The following is a 15,477-nucleotide window of genomic DNA, read 5'->3' as shown; positions in this document are numbered from 1 at the left end:
GGTCGGCGTGGACACCGAAGACACCGGAGAGCTCCTCCTGCCCCGGTCGCGGGCGGCGAACGAGCGGCTGCACGCCCTGGTCCCCGGGGGCGCGCACACCTACGCCAAGGGCGACGACCAGTACCCCGAGAACCTGGCCCCGGTCATCAGCCACGGTCACGGCGCCCATGTGTGGGACGTCGACGGCAACCGGTACATCGAGTACGGCTCCGGCCTGCGCTCGGTCAGCCTCGGCCACGCCCACCCACGGGTGGTCGAGGCGGTGCGACGGCAACTCGACCGCGGCAGCAACTTCGTCCGGCCGTCCGTTGTGGAGGTCGAGGCCGCGGAACGCTTCCTGGCGACCGTGCCGACCGCCGAGATGGTGAAGTTCGCGAAGAACGGCTCCGACGCCACCACCGCCGCGGTGCGCCTCGCCCGCGCCGCCACCGGCCGCCCGCGGGTGGCCCTCTGCGCCGACCACCCGTTCTTCTCCACCGACGACTGGTTCATCGGCACCACGCCGATGTCCGCGGGCATTCCGGACGCCACCAACGAACTCACCGTGGCGTTCCCCTACGGCGACCTGGCCGCCACCGAGGAGATGCTCACCCGGCACCGGGGCGAGGTCGCCTGTCTGATCCTCGAACCCGCCACCCATTCCGAGCCGCCGCCCGGGTATCTCGAGGGCCTTCGCGAACTGGCCGACCGGCACGGCTGCGTCCTGGTCTTCGACGAGATGATCACCGGCTTCCGCTGGTCCGAGGCGGGCGCCCAGGGCCTGTACGGCGTCGTCCCCGACCTCTCCACGTTCGGCAAGGCGCTGGGCAACGGGTTCGCCGTCTCGGCGCTGGCCGGGCGCCGCGACCTGATGGAGCGGGGCGGGCTGCGTCACTCCGGCGACCGGGTGTTCCTGCTGTCCACCACGCACGGTGCGGAGACGCACTCCCTGGCCGCCGCGATGGCCGTGCTCACCACCTACGTGGAGGAGGGCGTCACCGCGCGGCTGCACGCCCTCGGCGAACGGCTGGCCGCCGGTGTCCGCGACGCCGCGGCCGGCATGGGCGTCGGCGACCACCTCGTCGTCCGGGGCCGGGCCAGCAACCTGGTCTTCGCCACCCTCGACGAGCACGGGCGCCCGTCCCAGGAGTACCGCACCCTGTTCCTGCGCCGGCTCCTCGCGGGCGGCGTCCTGGCCCCGTCGTTCGTGGTGAGCGGCGCGCTCAGCGAAGCCGACATCGATCACACCGTCGACGTGGTGGCCCAGGCGTGCGCGGTGTACCGCAAGGCCCTGGACGCCGGTGACCCCACCCCGTGGATGGGGGGACGACCGGTGAAGCCCGTGTTCCGCCGCCTGGCGTGACGCGACAGGCTGAGCCCGACGTGACGTGACGTGGCGTGACGTCAGCGATGATCCGGCCGACCCGCGTCGGCCGGCGGGCCGGCAATTGGATCGGCCGGCGGACCGGCGATCCGATCGGCCGACCTGTCCGCCGTCAGGTCGGCCGATCGGTCGGCCCGCCGGTCGGCCCACCGGTCGGCCGTCCGGTCGATCAGCCACGCGGTCGCCGGCACCACCGTCAGCGCGGTGCACCAGCCGCCGAGGGCGTCGGTCGGATAGTGCGCGCCCAGGGCCACCTGCGCCCAGCCCATGGACGCGCCGGCGGCCAGCGCCGCGATGAGCACGAGTGAGGTGCCGGCCGTCCTGGCGAGGCCGGTCCGGCCGGTCGCGAGGAGCGCCGCCACGACGGCCAGCGCGGTGGCGAAGGCGGTGTGCCCGCTCGGGTAGGACAGGTTGTCGGCACCGTGGATGGTGCGTCCCACCACGGACTTGAGCAGCGTCGCCGCCCCCACGGTCAGTCCGGTGCCGACGACGACGAGCACCGCCGAGCGAGGACGCCGAAGCAGCAGACAGCCCGTCACGCCGGCGACGAGCAGCAGCGCCGCCCCCACGGGCTCTCCCAGGAAGTCCAGGGCCAGAGCGACGTTCCGCCAGGGCGGCCGCACGCTGTCCGCCGTCGGCCGGACGACCCACCGGTCCACCCTGCCGGGCTCGCCGTCGCCGGCGTACAGCACCCCCAGCGCGAGGACCACCAGCGCGGCGAGCGCCGCGATCGGCCCGAGCGACGAACGCAGCGACCCGGGCAGCACCGCGTGCGCCGAGCGGCCGTTCACCAGCCCACCGCGTCCGTAGCGTCCACCGCGTCCGTCGCGCCCGCCTGCCGACTCCCCACCGACGACCCCCCGTCGTGTCCGACGTGGCCCCTCCGGAGCCAGTCCCTGCCTGCCACCCTAACCAACACCGCGGTCACGTCCCGCGGCCGTCGGAAAGTCCGTGCCGTGCGGCTCACCCGCGGTCGGTGTGCCCGCGCTCCGGCGAGGAACGGCGCCGCCCCGCACGAGAAGGATGACAAAATGAGGGCCGTCTGCCTCGCGCGTCGTGACCGGCAGGGTGCTGCACATGAGGGCGAGGGGATGATCGTGGCCGAACCGTTCAAGGGAGTTCACCGCTTACGCGGCACGTGCGTGGCGAGCGTGGCCCGGCATGGGGGCTAGCGGCGGCGTGGACCCGTCCGGACCGAAGACGCCTCCCGTGGGCCGGGAGGCCGAGATCGCCCGCCTCGTGCGCAGCGTCGAGGGGCACGGCGAACAGCGGATGCTGATGCTGCTCGGCGAGGCCGGCGCGGGCAAGTCACGGCTGCTCGAGGTCGCCGTCGACCACGCGCGGGCCCGCGGAGCGCTCGTGCTGGCGTGCCAGGGCACGGAGGCCGAGTCGCGGCAGTCCTTCGCCTCCCTGCACCAGTTGCTCCTCCCCGTCCTGCCCGAGGCGGCCACGCTGGCCGGCCATCTGCGCGGGGCGCTCGAGACGGCGTTCGGCGTGGCTCCCGCGGAGGGACCGTCCGACCCCATGCTGCTGCGCGTCGCCGTCCTGACGCTGCTGACCGACGTCGCACGTCGGCACCGTGTCCTGCTGACGGTCGACGACGTCCAGCACTTCGACCGGGACTCCCTCGACGTGCTCGGCTTCGTGATGCGCCGCCTCGCCGCCGCCGACGTGCACGTGCTGCTGGCGGCACGCGGGCAGACTCCCCCCGACGGGCTGGCGCCGACCCTGCCCACCCTGCTGCTGGGGCCGCTGACCGAACGGGACGCGGTGGCACTCGTGGACGCCCAGCCGCACGTTCCCACCGGCCGGACCCGGATCGAACTGCTGCGGCAGGCCGGCGGAAACCCACTGGCCCTCATCGAACTGTGCCGCGCCGCGCAGTCGGACGGCGGCGCGGGCGTGCTGTCGGGCGGCGGTCTGCCGCAGACCGAACGCATCCAGGAGCTGTACGCCGCCCGCCTGCGCGACCTTCCGGGGATGACCCAGCGGCTGATCCTCTATGCGGCGGCTTCGCAAGACGAGGACCTCGACACGATCATGGCGGCCGCGGGCGCCGGGCCGGACCTCTGGGCATGGGCCTCGGCCGAGGAGGCGGGTCTCGTGACCGTCCTGGACAAACGGGTGGTCTTCCGTCACCCGCTGGCACGCGCGGCCTCCTACCACGCGGCGCCGGCCTACCTCCGGCAGCAGGCGCACCGGGACCTGGCGGCCGCCCTCACGGCCGACCCGGCCCGGCGCGCGTGGCACCTGGCCGCCGCCTGCGTCGGTCACGACGAGTCCGTGGCGGCGGCTCTGGAGGACACCGCCGAACTCGCCGAACGGGTCGGCGGGTTCTACGCGGCGGGCGAGGCCCTGCAGCGGTCCGCCGAGTGCACCCCCGCGGCCGCCGACCGGGCGCGCCGCTACGCGAAGGCGCTGCGGGCCGCCCAGAACACCGGTGACCCCTCCTGGGTCTGCGAACTCTACGAAAAGATCACCGCGCTGACCGAGGACCGGGACCTGCTGGGCATGGCGGCGTGCGCCGCGGGCATGGCCCTGTCGCTGTCCGGCCACCAGCGCGAGGCGTTCCAGACGCTGATGAACGCGCTGCAGCCGGACCCGCCCGAGGACGCCCTCACGGTGGTCGCTCTGGTCAGCGTGCTCGGCGCCGTCGCGTTCCAGTCGGGCCTGCCGGAGGTCGGGCAGCCGATCACCGCGCTGCTGAACGAGGTGGACGGCGCGCACCGGGGCTCCGCCTACGCCGAACTGAGGACGACCGACGCGACCGACTCGGTGCTCGCCGTGACCCTCAGCGTGGCCGAACCGACGCGTGCCACGGAGTTGTTGCGGGGCGTCCGCCGGCGGCCGGGCTCGCCGCGGCCGCCGCTCGACATAGCGGAGATGACCCGGGGCGTCGCCGTCAGCGCGCTGGCCTTCCTGGCCGACGAGTCGGACCTGTGCGTGGAGACCTACCGCCGGATGCGCCCCGTGCTCGACGCGTACGGCGCCTCGGGCTCCATGGCCAGCGTGCTCACGGTGACGGCCGCGGCGCTGATCGACACCGGCCGCTGGGCGGAGGCGGACCAGCATCTGGAGAGGGCGGCGTCGCTGGCCGCGGTGCACAAGTGGCAGCACATGCAGATCGACGTCGAGGCGCTCCGGGCGACCCTGCGGGCGCTGCGCGGCGAATCCGCGTCCATGCCGCCGGACCAGGCGTGGACGGCCCTCGCGCTACCGGAGAACCGCGCCACCCACGCACGCCTCCTGCGGGCCGCGGGCACGTCCGCCATGGCGGCGGGCGACTTCGACGCCGCGTTCCGCTGCTTTCGGTCCCTCTTCGACGAGGACGGCGCAGCGCTGCACTACTTCTTGTCCCCCCGGTCGGTGGCCGATCTCGCCGCGGCCGCCCAGCGGACGGGCCACCATGCGCAGGCGCGGCACGTCCTCGAAAGGGTGCGCGCCGGGACGGGGGAACGTCCGACCATCCGGATGACGCTGCTGATGCACCACGCCGCCGCGCTGACCGGGAAGACCGAGGACGCCGAACACCACTTCCGGCTCGCCGCGGTGAACCCGGTCGGCGATCAGTGGCCGCTCGCCCGGGCTCAGGCGCGGCTCCACTACGCGCAGTGGCTGCGCAGACGGCGGCGGCCCCTGGACGCCCGCCCGCTCCTGGCCACGGCGCTGGAGACGTTCACCCGGCTCGGCGCGTCCGGCCCGGCCGAGGAGGCCCGCGCCGAGTTGCGGGCGAGCGGCGTGGCCACCGGTCCCGCCCCGACCGATCCGCTGTCCGAACTGACCGCCCAGCAGCGCCAGATCGTGCGGCTGGCCGCCCGAGGGCTGCGCAACCGGGAGATAGCGGAGCAGTTGCTGCTCTCCCCGCGCACGATCAGCTCCCATCTCTACAACGTGTATCCGAAACTGGGCGTCAGCAGCCGCAACCAGCTCCGCGACCTGTTCGACGATCTGTGATCCCCGGCCCGTGACGCCGGGGCTGTGATCCCCGGTCCCGTGACAGCCGGGCCGTGATCCCACGGCGGGCCGCACCGGGCGGGGTCGCTCCCCCGGTGTCGTCGCAGTCCCCACGGGTAGCCGAGGACGGTGCGCGTGTGCCGGGACGGCCGATCGTGACGAGGAAGGAACGTGCGCCGTTGAACTCCGAACCCGCAGGGCCTCGCGGCGGGCGGGAACGCCCCGCCGTCGTGCTCGATCCCCTGGTGCAACGACTCGTCGACGCCTGCGCCGGGCCGCCCTACCTGCACCGGCTGGGACCGGCCGACGGACGGCAGGCCCTGCTGGAGATGCAGGGTCACCCCTTCGAAGGCTTCGGCCCGGAGGCCGAGTTCCGGGTGGCGCCGGTGGGTCCCCGCGGGCTCGTCGGTTTCTGGTTGTTCCGGCCGACGCGACCGCCGGCGGGCCCGCCTCCCGTCGTCATGTACCTGCACGGCGGACGGTGGATGCTGGGGGACGCCCGGACCCACGCGCGCCTGACGGAGCAGTTGTCGGCCCTGAGCGGCGCCGCCTTCGTGGTGCCCGAGTTCACCCGCAGCCCGGAGGCCCGGTACCCGGTCGCGCTGGAGGAGTCGTACGCGCTCCTGACCGCGGTGGCCCAACAGGCCGACGACCTGGGTCTGGACGGCCGCAGGCTGGCGCTGGCCGGCGACTGCACGGGCGCGACGATGGCCACGGCGCTCACCATGATGGCCAAGCAGCGGGGCGGTCCGCGCATCCGCGCACAACTGCTGTACTACCCGATGACCGATCCGCACGCCGCCACCCCGTCGCGGGACGAGTTCGGTTCCGGCTACCTGCTGCCGCGTGAGGCTCTGGACTGGTGCTGGCGTCAGTACACCGACGACTCGCGCGCACTCGCCGAGCCGACGGCCTCGCCCATGCGGGCGACCGCGGCGGACCTCGCGGGTCTGCCGCCCGCCCTGATCGTGACGGCGGAGGCGGACGTCGTCCGGGACGAGGGCGAGCAGTACGCCCGGCTGCTGCGGCAGGCCGGCGTCCCGGTGACCGCCGCCCGGTATCTGGGGACCGTGCACGACTTCGTGTCCCTGAGCATGCTGCGGGACAGCCCGCCGACCGTGGCGGCGATCGAGCAGGGCGGCCGCTTCCTCAAAGGGCTGCTCGCCGACCGGGTTTCGTCCCCTGCCGAAGACGGACCGTCACCTTACTGATGCGCCCGCAACGGGTCGCTTGCGAGAGTGGGAGCCGTGAAGCCGCCGTCGGCGGCAGTCCCCGCGCAGGAAGGCCACCACAACAGAAATGCTCCCAGGCGACGGCTGCGGCCCCTTCGTGAACCTGCCCTGGCCCGCCGGAGGCGACGACAGGCATCTGCACCTGGGCGTCAACCTGTCCGACGAGACCGTGCCCCTCCACCCGGGCTCCCCGCATGTGCTGGGCCCGGGCGACCTCGTCGTCCTGGGCACCGTGCCGCCTGGCGGTGACGTCGCCGGCGAAGTGGCCTTCTTCCGCGTGCCGCGCTTCCTCCTCGACGTGCCCGAAGAGGCGCTGAGGGGTGCTTCCGTGATCCGGGTGAGCGGCAGGAACGGCCTGGCGGAATGCGTCTCCCCGTTCCTGTCGACCCTCGCGAGGACATCGCGGCCCCGGGACTCTGCGGTCGGCAGACGGCTGGCCCTGAACACCGCCGACCTGGTCGCCCTGCTGCTCAGCGAGATCCAGGAGGACGACAGCAGCGGCGACCTCGCCGATCCCGCCCACGATCTGCTGCTGCGCGTCCAGACGCACATCCAGGAGAACCTCGCGGACAGCGGCATGTCACCGGACTCGATAGCGCGGGCGCACCACATCTCCGTGCGGTACCTGCACAAGCTCTTCCAGACGAGCGGCACCACCGTCGGCGCCTGGATCAGACAGCACCGGCTTGCCGCCTGCCGTCTCGAACTGCGCCGTCACCGCCGCAGCGTGGCCGTGGTGGCCCAGTCCTGGGGCTTCGCCAGCCCCTCCCATTTCAGCCGCGTCTTCCGGCAGACCTACGGCCTGTCCCCGAAGCAGTGGCAGAACTCGGTGCTCTGACCAGCGCCGGGTGCCGACGGGCCGCCCCCGCCCGGGCCGCCGTCCGCCCCCCGTCGGCCGTCGGCCGTCGGCCGTCGGGACGGTCACCTCGGAGCGCGGCCCGTGACTGCCGCGAAGACCTCGGGAAAGGCCCGGGTGCCGAAGCTGCGGTCGTGGCTGCGGATGAGCTCCAGAAGGAAGCTCCGCAGAGTGGCCGTGATGTCGGCGCGGCCGAGTGTTTGCAGGTGCTCGCGCGCGGCGGCGTAGTGGCGCTCGGCAATGGCCGTGGTGATGACCTCGGCGATCCCGTCGTCGAGGATGCCACAGACAGCGACAAGGGATTCGATGATCCTGTGATCACTGAGTGCGCAGGCGTGCTGGACGGCGATACGGAGTTCGCGTCGCCACCATGCAGGGTCGTTGCCATGGAATTCACCGGTCGAGAGAGCCGAGAGGTAGTCGAGGAGGTGGGCCCCGGCCCGGTGAGGGTCCACCGGGCCGAGGCGCGCGAGGTAGTCGCAGACGATCAGGAACCTCCTGCCCTCGACGAAGATCTCCTCCCCTTCGACCTCGTAGAGCCCGAGCGTCCGCACCACAGGCCACTGGTCGGTGGCGGCTTCGGTGCGGGTACCGAGGATGTAGAGCATCGCCCAGGCCGACGCGACGGCGACCGAGATGTCGGTCAGGCGTCCGGGTGGACGTGCCACCGGCCTGTCGGCACCGGGCCGGACCTCGATGAACCGGCCGAGGTAGTCGAGTTGGGCAGAGACGTCCCCGGCGGGAGTCTGCTGCCAGAGCGTCCGAATGAGCCGAACGAGGATCTTCGGGTCGTCAACGTCGTCGAGGACGACTCGTAGTTCGGGCCACGCCATCTCCGTGTCGATCTTGGCCATGAGTCCGGCGAGGAACCGGCTGCCACTGCGCTTCGACTCATCGGTGCCTGCCATCAGCTCTCGGGCGTGGGCCAGGAGCGAGGGACCGTACAGGTCCACACGTCCATCGCGTCGATCGGCGGACTCGACGATCTTCTCCAGGTCCGCCGTCCGCCCGGTCCGGGTGGCGATGGACACGATGGCGTCAAAGACCTCATCGCTTCGGGGCATGTGCGCGGTTCGAGTGGAGAAGAGCGCGTCGAGCTGAGCCGTCGACAGCATCTGCGGGGTGCGGCTCACCTCTTCCAGCAGGTGCTGAGCGGTGGGGTGTCCGTGATCGGCCGCGGCCGACGCGAGACGCAGGAGGCGGTGGTCGGCCTTCCAGTCCTGGGTTTCGAGATGCGGCGGGAGGACTCGGGCTATGGACGTACCGGGGAGATCTGCTTGGGCGAGCAGCTCGAGCAGAAGCTGCTGGCGCTCGTCGATCCTGCCCTTCTGCGCGGCGTACCCGATGGTCGCGAGTGAGGACCTGACGGCAGTGTCCAGGACAGCGGTGGCGTGTGATCCCGAGGCGAGGATGCCGCGGAGCACGCTGTGGCAGATGACGTCGCGCACACGGGGGTCCGATGCGTCGAGCAGGGCCTCGACGGCGATGCGGACGCAGCGGTCGTCGTCCGTGGTGACGGCAAAGGCGCCGACGGCGTGCAGCGTCGCCTCGTTCCGCAGCGTGAGCGCGGCGGAGCCGGGGTGCATGGCGTGTGCGAGGAAGTCCGCCCAGGGCTCGGCACCGTGCCAGGTGCCCGCCCGGTGCCATTCGGCGGCGATGACTTTCCCGAACCCGGCCGCGACGGTGCGGCTCGGCGGCCCCTCGGCGTCAAGGGTCCGGACGATCTCGGCCAGCAGGTGGTCGTCGCCGATGGAGGACCACTGGCGTGCCAGGTACTCCAGCTCGACGCATTCCCGGTCGTCACTACTCATGAGCATGGCGACGAGCGTGGACCGTACGAGAAGGCGCGCCTGCGAGGAGATCGCATGAAGGACACCGAGAAAACTGCGTCGCATCGCGGGGGTGACTGTGGTTCCCGCGAACGTGTGGAGCGGCTGCAGGTAGTCCACCGCCTCGGCCACGTCTCGCGGTGTGTGCAGGGCGAGACGGCCGAACGCGTCGAGCACCGCGGTACGGACATCCGACTCGTTCGTGGACTGCCAGATGAGCAGGAGCTGGCTGATGGTCTGCCCCGTCGGCTTGGCGGCGATGGTGGGGAGAATTCTCGTCGTGCGCTCCAGCGCCGATGCCCCGGCTGTTCGCAGGGTGTTGGTGGCGTCGTCAAGAAGCACCGGATAGTGACCCCAGGCCACAAGCCCGATCGCCTGGACCGCCTCGCTGTCCGAGGTGACCAGAGCGTTGACAGCATCGCGGGCCGCATCCCGGAGAAGCGGGTTCGCACCCGCGAGAATCAGGACCTGTTCGAGGACGGCGCCGACGAACAGGTCACCGCCGTGGCTTGTCGCCCGGGCCGTCAGCGTGCCGATCGTCGCTGGATCCGGCCGGGCGAGCAGACCCTTGGCGGCGGCGAACTCGAACATGGTCTGGTGGAGAAATCCGACCTGTTCTCCGCCGGGTACGAGCACACCGCGTTCGGTGAGGATCGCGAGCCCCTCCTCGAGCGACGCGGGATCGCCGGATGATCCGGCCGCAACGGCGGTCGTCTCGCGCAGCGTGGCGGCGGGCAGCCCCGGCAGGCCGGAGCCGAGCAATCCGACGGCTGCGTGGCCGGCCAGGGCGCTCAGGTTGTCGGCCGCACGGGCACGCAGGCCGGTCTCGGTATCCGTACGGGCGTCACGCATCACTCGCCGCTGCCAGTAGGCGTCGAAGAGCCGGGTGACGTCGACATCACCGAGTTCGGGCTCGGAGGGCGCGGAGAGGTCGAACAGCATGCGCAGCAGCAGCGGGCTCCGGCAGACCTCGGCGACCGGCAGGCCGCGCGCCGTTGCCTGCCGCACCCGCCTGGTGACCTCCGCGTGAGGAACGTCCGGACAATACCGAGTCACCAAGGCGGCGACAGCGTGATCCAGCTCGGCGTCGTCGTACGGCTGGAGGTCGTAACGACGCAGATGGTCGTCCGACAGGAGTGCGGCCTCCTGGGGCCTGGTGGAATACAGGCCGGAAAACCCGGCCGTATGGACGGAGTTGAGAAGACGCAACAGCCGCTGGCGCGCCTCTTCGTCGTGAAGCATCAGGTCGGCGGTGTCGAGAAGCAGGACCGGCCTTCTTCCTGCCCGGGCGATCCTTTGCAGCAACTCGGCGAGTCTTTCCGCAGGTTCGTCACCCCGGTCCCGCAGTAACCACGTAGCGGGCAGCAGCAGCGGCTCTGTGTCCGGCTCGGCGGCCAGGCTCTGGTGGAGCGACCACAGCAATGTGCTCTTGCCCGACCCGGCCTCTCCGACGACCACCCGCGGCCACGGACGACTCGTATTCCTGAGCTGTTCCAGCAGATCGGGTTCGAGGGTGCGCACCACATGGAGCATGGAATCGATGCGGATGTCGCGCACATAGACGTCAGAGATGGCGAGCAACTCGCGGACATCCACACCGTAGCCATCGTCCGATACCGACCGGGCGGCGGACGCTTCGCCTGCCGGCGCGGACTCAGACGCCGCGGTGAAGGGAAAACCCGGGTCGAGAATAATTGCGGCGAGTCGGTGACGAAGGTCTTTCAGATAAACCCGAAGTCTCACGTCGCTGATGTCAAACGCTATCGCATTCTTCAACGCGTGAAATACTTTGACGTAGCGATCGCCTCCGAGGCCGTCGAACGCTGCGTCATCGAAGTCGATGGACTCGACTCTTCCGAGATCCGTCGAACCGTCGAAGTTGAAATAGCGTAGAGCCACCTCTTCATTGGTGATCCGCCTGCTCGGTCTCCACGTCGAATTGCCGGCGAACTGTCCTTCGAGTCGGCCTATCGCCCGCCTGAGCGTCAACTCAAGCGCATGAACCCGGTCTCCCCGTCGCCACTCGGCGGGAAAGCTCCGTTCCGCGATCTCGCACAACACGGGGATGTGCAGCGGCTCCTGTGCCTTCTGGCCGTCCCTGGCGACGCCGCCGAACGCGCCAGGAACCAGTCTGTTCACCACGCTGCCCAACTCGCCCACCAGGGCCTCGACGTTCCGGGCATCGAACGACACCTTCACCTCCACCGGCCGAGTCTGCGGAGATTCCCCACCCGACCACCCTCCCGGGCCTGGTCGGGACGCACCTACCGGCACTGCGCCCCATCAGGCGGCGCACTGTCGAGACAGCGCGCAGGGGGCTCGTCGAACCAGTCGGCCTGCCCGACGAGTCGGGGCATAACCAAGACAGCCCGATCATAGGCCGGACCGCCGCTTCGAAGCACCGACACGAGGTGGCCGGCGACTGGCTTCCCCTCCTTGCCGATCCACCGGAGTCGCCCGCCCGATCGCTCCGCGGCCTCCTGCACCACCCCTTGCGCACCAGGTCACTCGACAATGCGCTGCGCCCGACCCGCCGGAGACCGAACGCCCTTCCCGGGCTTCTCCCTGTCGGGCGGGTAAGAAATCGCCGCGGACCGGTCCAGGACTTGCCGCTCGACTTGACGCTCGGGCCAAGAACCGAGATGAGCGCCAAGCCGAGCGGCAACCCCTATTTACCAGCGAAGGCCCTCCGTACTTTTGATTTCAGCGGGGCAATCGCCCGGCAAGAGCATGGAAAAGGGGTACAGATGCAGGTTCTGATCGCTATCAATCTTGTCCTTGCGGGCTTCAGCGCCGGGCGCGCATGGCAATTCGTTCGGGACGCCCGGTCGGCCATGGGAACCGACCGGCGCCGCTGACGAACAAGGTGGCGGCGCGGAAACCGATTAGGCTCCCGTGCCGCCACCTCCGACTGCGGTTCAGAATTGCCGTCTCGCTCCTTTGAAGAACGATCTGCCCGCTCGAACCGCTACACCTCACGAAAGATCGAGGTTAAGTCACTGGTATTGAGGCTAAGCGTCCCGTGCTTGTGAAGTCCGCGCAGTAAGTGATCCTGGCCGATGTACAAGTAGCCGGGACGAGCATGCGCGGCCAGGAAGCGGACCAGATTTGGGCTGGTCGCAATCACCACGTCCGCGTCGGTGTCACGCAAATATGCGAAGAGTCTGGTGTCGCCCAGGACATTCGGGGGTGACGGGACCGTTCGGAGTGGATCGTCCCGGGAAAGAGGGCGAAGATCAGTCAGGGGGCTCAGGGTGACACCAGGCATGGGCAGCTGCGGCAAGGCGGTGATCCGAAAGTAGGAGACGATCTCCACCTTGTGGCGCTTGGCAGGTGCTGAAGCGAGCGCAGCCGTGGTCACGGCGGTATTGTCCGCACTGTACGCATCATGGACCAAGAACGTGATCTTCATCGGGCTCGCCTCAGCGCGCGAGGTGGGACAGGCCCGTGACCACGCGGTGCACGACAACCGAGCACAGATCCGGTCGGACCACGGCCAGGATCACGCCCGCCACTGCGGTGACGAGGAACACTACCTCCCTCCATCCACTCACCTCGCACCCCCTGTCAGCCTTCGTCCGACATCGGGCCACTTGCCAACTGCGTGCTGTGTCATAACTCCAGCTTCGTAATTCATCTGGTCAGCTCCTCTCCACCAGCCTCGGGCCGCCCCCGCCGAATAGCGGAAGTCCCCTGGTGAGAGCGCCTGGAGCCCTGGAAGCGTGCAGGTGTCAGCCGACGTGGACGCGGGGGCGGCGGGTACGGTCCGGTTCGGACGCGCGGAGGATCTCCCGGGTGATGGGGGCGATATCTCCCCGGCCCAGAAGCAGGAACTTGAGGAGGTGGCCGAGCGGGCTGCCTTCGGTCCACTCGAAGTAGATGTGCGGTATCTCTCCGGTGGCATCGCGTACATGGAGCAGCAGTGCGGCCAGCGCGTTGGCGACGGCGGCGCTCTCCAGGGTCAGGACCAGATGGCCGTGGACGTGCAGACCTCGTACGTGAACCTCGCTCTCGAAGTCCGACGGGTCACGGACCGTGACCTCGACGAAGACCACGTCGTGGCCGTCGGCCAGGTCGTTGTCAGTGCGCAGGTGTCGGAGCTTGGCGTCGTACTCTGTGGCGTCTCGATGTTCGCCATCATGTGCGACCAGGCGGATCCGCCGGTCGGCCATGTCACACAGGAAACGGTCCGCCGCCGGGTCCAGAACCACACCGGTCACCCTCAGTTCGAAGGCTCGGAAGCAGCGGGACAGGAGGGAGACGATGACAATGCCGATGACGAAGCATGCGGCGATTTTCACACCGTCGGGCCGCTCCACCACGTTCACCACCGTCGTATAAGCGAAGACCGCCGAGATGACGCCGAAGGTGAGGGTTCGGCCACGTTGGCGGGCGCGGCGGGCGGCGATGGTCACGGCGACGGCTGCCGAGGTGACCAAGACCAGCACGCCGGTGGCGTACGCGCTGGACTGCGCCTGTACGTCGGCGTCGAAGATCCACGTGATGAGGACGGCAACGAGGGTGAGGACCAGCACCATCGGGCGTACCGCACGCGCCCAGTGCGGGGCCATGCCGTAGCGGGGAAGGTAGCGAGGCAGCAGGCTGAGCAGCCCGGCCATCGCCGAGGCGCCGGCGAACCAGAGGATCAGGATGGTGGCGAGATCGTAGGCCGTTCCGAAGGCCGACCCGAGATACTCATGGGCCAGATAGGCCAGTGCCCGTCCCCGCGCCTCTCCCCCGACCTCGAACTCTGCTTGCGGGATCAGCAGTGTGGTGAGAAAGCTGCTGGTGATCAGGAATCCACTCATGATGAGTGCGACCGTGGTCAGCAGTTTCTTCGTGCCGCGGATGCGGCCGGCCGGTGACTGCTGTATGTCACCGTGCTCGTTGCGGATGTGCGGCATCACCATGACGCCGGTCTCGAAGCCGGACAGTCCCAGGGCCAGTTTGGGGAAGACGAGCAGCGAGATGCCCACAATGGCTAGCGGGTTCGAGTGTTCAGCGGTGAGCGCCTGCGACCAGTCCGTGACTACGTGGGGTTCGGAGACCACGTGCCACAACCCCACGAACGCGAGGACGAGGTTCAGTGTCAGAAAGACGCCGACCAGGACAACAGCGACACCTATCGCCTCCTGGAAGCCATTGAGGAACACCACTCCCAGGAGCACCACCATGATCAGAGTGACGGGAAGTTGATGGCCGTGCAGCCAGCCATTGAAGTGGGGGTTCTCGATCAGGTGGGTCGAAGCGTCGGCCGCCGACATCGTGATGGTGATGATGAAGTCGGTGGCGGCGAACCCCAACAGCACCAGGATGAACAACTTGCCCGGCCAGGACGACAGCAGCCGTTCCAGCATGGCGAACGATCCCTGACCGTGGGGGCTCTCTTGCGCCACACGTCGGTACACCGGGAGGGCGCCCGCCAACGTAACAAGGACCAGGACGACGGTCGCCACCGGTGACATCAGTCCCGCCGCGAGCGCTGCCGTCCCGGGCTGGAAACCCAGCGTGGAAAAGTAGTCCACACCAGTGAGACACATGACCCGCCACCACCGCTGTCCCCTGGGGGCCTGCTTCAGGTCGTCGCCCGGTGTCGGCTGCTGTCGTGCTCTGTCGGGCAGGCCCTGCAGTATCCAGGCACGCAGGCGCCCCTGCGCGGAAGGGTCCGGTCGGGAAGGGGCGGTGGTGGACACCAGGTACTCCAGTGGTCTCAGTAAGACTCGGTGCGTTTCAGCACAGCTCAGAAACGGTGTGGATGCCCCAGTGCCACTGGCCTTCGTCGTCCGCGGCGGCAAGGAGGACCAGGTCTTCATGACCGCTGGCCGCCTCAATTCGGGCTTTGCTCAGCGCCGCGACAAGGTTCAGGTGGAAGCCGGGAGGCAGGAACTCACCCTGCACCGCGCGCCGGTGGGCCAGTGCGATCCTTTCGTCCGACTCCAGCCCCGCAACTGTCACCATTTCGCCGGAGGCGTAGATTCGGGTGAGGGCGTCGGCACGCACGAGCGTTGTCTCGCCGGGCCGGCGCAGATCCTGGCCGAATACCCAGATGTCCGCCATGTTGTGCTCCTTCTCGCGGAGGTCGGGGGGTAGGGGTAAGCCGAACGGAACAACCGTGGACGGCGTTGAAGGAAGCGCACTGCTTGGCGGCGCGATGGGGCATCCAGACAGGAGTGGTAGGGAGCAGGCGTGGTGCCCCTCAAGCTTGTGGGGACCGGCCATGGACGGGCCTGGCCAGATCGACAT

10 protein-coding genes are annotated in these 15,477 nt (G+C 69.9%); 5 read left to right on the top strand and 5 right to left on the bottom strand.

Going from position 1 to position 15,477, the window contains the following annotated elements:
* The first annotated feature begins 7 nt into the window (after positions 1 to 7).
* Positions 8 to 1,342, top strand: a complete 1,335-nt coding sequence (locus C6376_RS28755) for a glutamate-1-semialdehyde 2,1-aminomutase (protein WP_107446072.1) — start codon at positions 8 to 10, stop codon at positions 1,340 to 1,342.
* A 41-nt stretch (positions 1,343 to 1,383) separates the two neighbouring features.
* Here the strand turns inward: C6376_RS28755 and C6376_RS28750 are convergent, their stop codons facing one another.
* Positions 1,384 to 2,154: a phosphatase PAP2 family protein gene (locus C6376_RS28750; protein WP_107446071.1), complete on the bottom strand. Its 771-nt coding sequence runs from the start codon at positions 2,152 to 2,154 to the stop codon at positions 1,384 to 1,386.
* A gap of 370 nt (positions 2,155 to 2,524) precedes the next feature.
* Between C6376_RS28750 and C6376_RS28745 the strand changes: the two genes are divergently transcribed.
* The 3 genes from C6376_RS28745 (at position 2,525) to C6376_RS28735 (ending at position 7,387) form a co-directional block, all read left to right on the top strand.
* Positions 2,525 to 5,317 (top strand): LuxR family transcriptional regulator, encoded by a 2,793-nt coding sequence (locus tag C6376_RS28745; protein WP_254076106.1) that lies wholly within the window; start codon positions 2,525 to 2,527, stop codon positions 5,315 to 5,317.
* A 179-nt stretch (positions 5,318 to 5,496) separates the two neighbouring features.
* Positions 5,497 to 6,528 (top strand): alpha/beta hydrolase, encoded by a 1,032-nt coding sequence (locus tag C6376_RS28740; protein ID WP_107446069.1) that lies wholly within the window; start codon positions 5,497 to 5,499, stop codon positions 6,526 to 6,528.
* A gap of 88 nt (positions 6,529 to 6,616) precedes the next feature.
* Positions 6,617 to 7,387, top strand: coding sequence for a helix-turn-helix transcriptional regulator (locus C6376_RS28735; RefSeq protein ID WP_107446068.1), 771 nt, complete (start codon positions 6,617 to 6,619; stop codon positions 7,385 to 7,387).
* An 83-nt stretch (positions 7,388 to 7,470) separates the two neighbouring features.
* Here C6376_RS28735 and C6376_RS28730 read toward each other — a convergent pair whose 3' ends face one another.
* Positions 7,471 to 11,439, bottom strand: coding sequence for an NACHT domain-containing NTPase (locus tag C6376_RS28730; RefSeq protein WP_107446067.1), 3,969 nt, complete (start codon positions 11,437 to 11,439; stop codon positions 7,471 to 7,473).
* A 437-nt stretch (positions 11,440 to 11,876) separates the two neighbouring features.
* On the opposite strand from C6376_RS28730, the gene C6376_RS43970 reads away from it, so the two are divergent.
* Positions 11,877 to 12,092 (top strand): hypothetical protein, encoded by a 216-nt coding sequence (locus C6376_RS43970; protein WP_159083288.1) that lies wholly within the window; start codon positions 11,877 to 11,879, stop codon positions 12,090 to 12,092.
* A 110-nt stretch (positions 12,093 to 12,202) separates the two neighbouring features.
* On the opposite strand, the gene C6376_RS28725 is transcribed toward C6376_RS43970, so the two are convergent.
* The 3 genes from C6376_RS28725 to C6376_RS28715 all read right to left on the bottom strand — a co-directional run bounded on the left by C6376_RS28725 (position 12,203) and on the right by C6376_RS28715 (position 15,291).
* Complete coding sequence (locus C6376_RS28725) at positions 12,203 to 12,646, bottom strand: hypothetical protein (RefSeq protein ID WP_107446066.1); 444 nt, start codon at positions 12,644 to 12,646, stop codon at positions 12,203 to 12,205.
* A gap of 319 nt (positions 12,647 to 12,965) precedes the next feature.
* Positions 12,966 to 14,774, bottom strand: a complete 1,809-nt coding sequence (locus C6376_RS28720; protein ID WP_254076105.1) for an amino acid transporter — start codon at positions 14,772 to 14,774, stop codon at positions 12,966 to 12,968.
* A 190-nt stretch (positions 14,775 to 14,964) separates the two neighbouring features.
* Entirely contained in the window at positions 14,965 to 15,291 is a 327-nt protein-coding gene (locus C6376_RS28715; RefSeq protein WP_107446064.1) for a hypothetical protein, read from the bottom strand.
* Positions 15,292 to 15,477 lie beyond the last annotated feature (186 nt).

This window comes from Streptomyces sp. P3 (assembly GCF_003032475.1).
In the GTDB taxonomy this organism is placed as follows: domain Bacteria; phylum Actinomycetota; class Actinomycetes; order Streptomycetales; family Streptomycetaceae; genus Streptomyces.
The sequence above is the reverse complement of the archived record's forward strand: the minus strand, read 5'-3'. Positions and strand labels throughout refer to the sequence as shown.

Bases quoted from the DNA above. Each gene is read 5' to 3' on its own strand.
- C6376_RS28720 (WP_254076105.1), bottom strand. From the start codon at position 14,774: ATGTGTCTCACTGGTGTGGACTACTTTTCCACGCTGGGTTTCCAGCCC.
- C6376_RS28735 (WP_107446068.1), top strand. From the start codon at position 6,617: ATGCTCCCAGGCGACGGCTGCGGCCCCTTCGTGAACCTGCCCTGGCCC.
- C6376_RS28725 (WP_107446066.1), bottom strand. From the start codon at position 12,646: ATGAAGATCACGTTCTTGGTCCATGATGCGTACAGTGCGGACAATACC.
- C6376_RS28715 (WP_107446064.1), bottom strand. From the start codon at position 15,291: ATGGCGGACATCTGGGTATTCGGCCAGGATCTGCGCCGGCCCGGCGAG.
- C6376_RS28745 (WP_254076106.1), top strand. From the start codon at position 2,525: ATGGGGGCTAGCGGCGGCGTGGACCCGTCCGGACCGAAGACGCCTCCC.
- C6376_RS43970 (WP_159083288.1), top strand. From the start codon at position 11,877: ATGAGCGCCAAGCCGAGCGGCAACCCCTATTTACCAGCGAAGGCCCTC.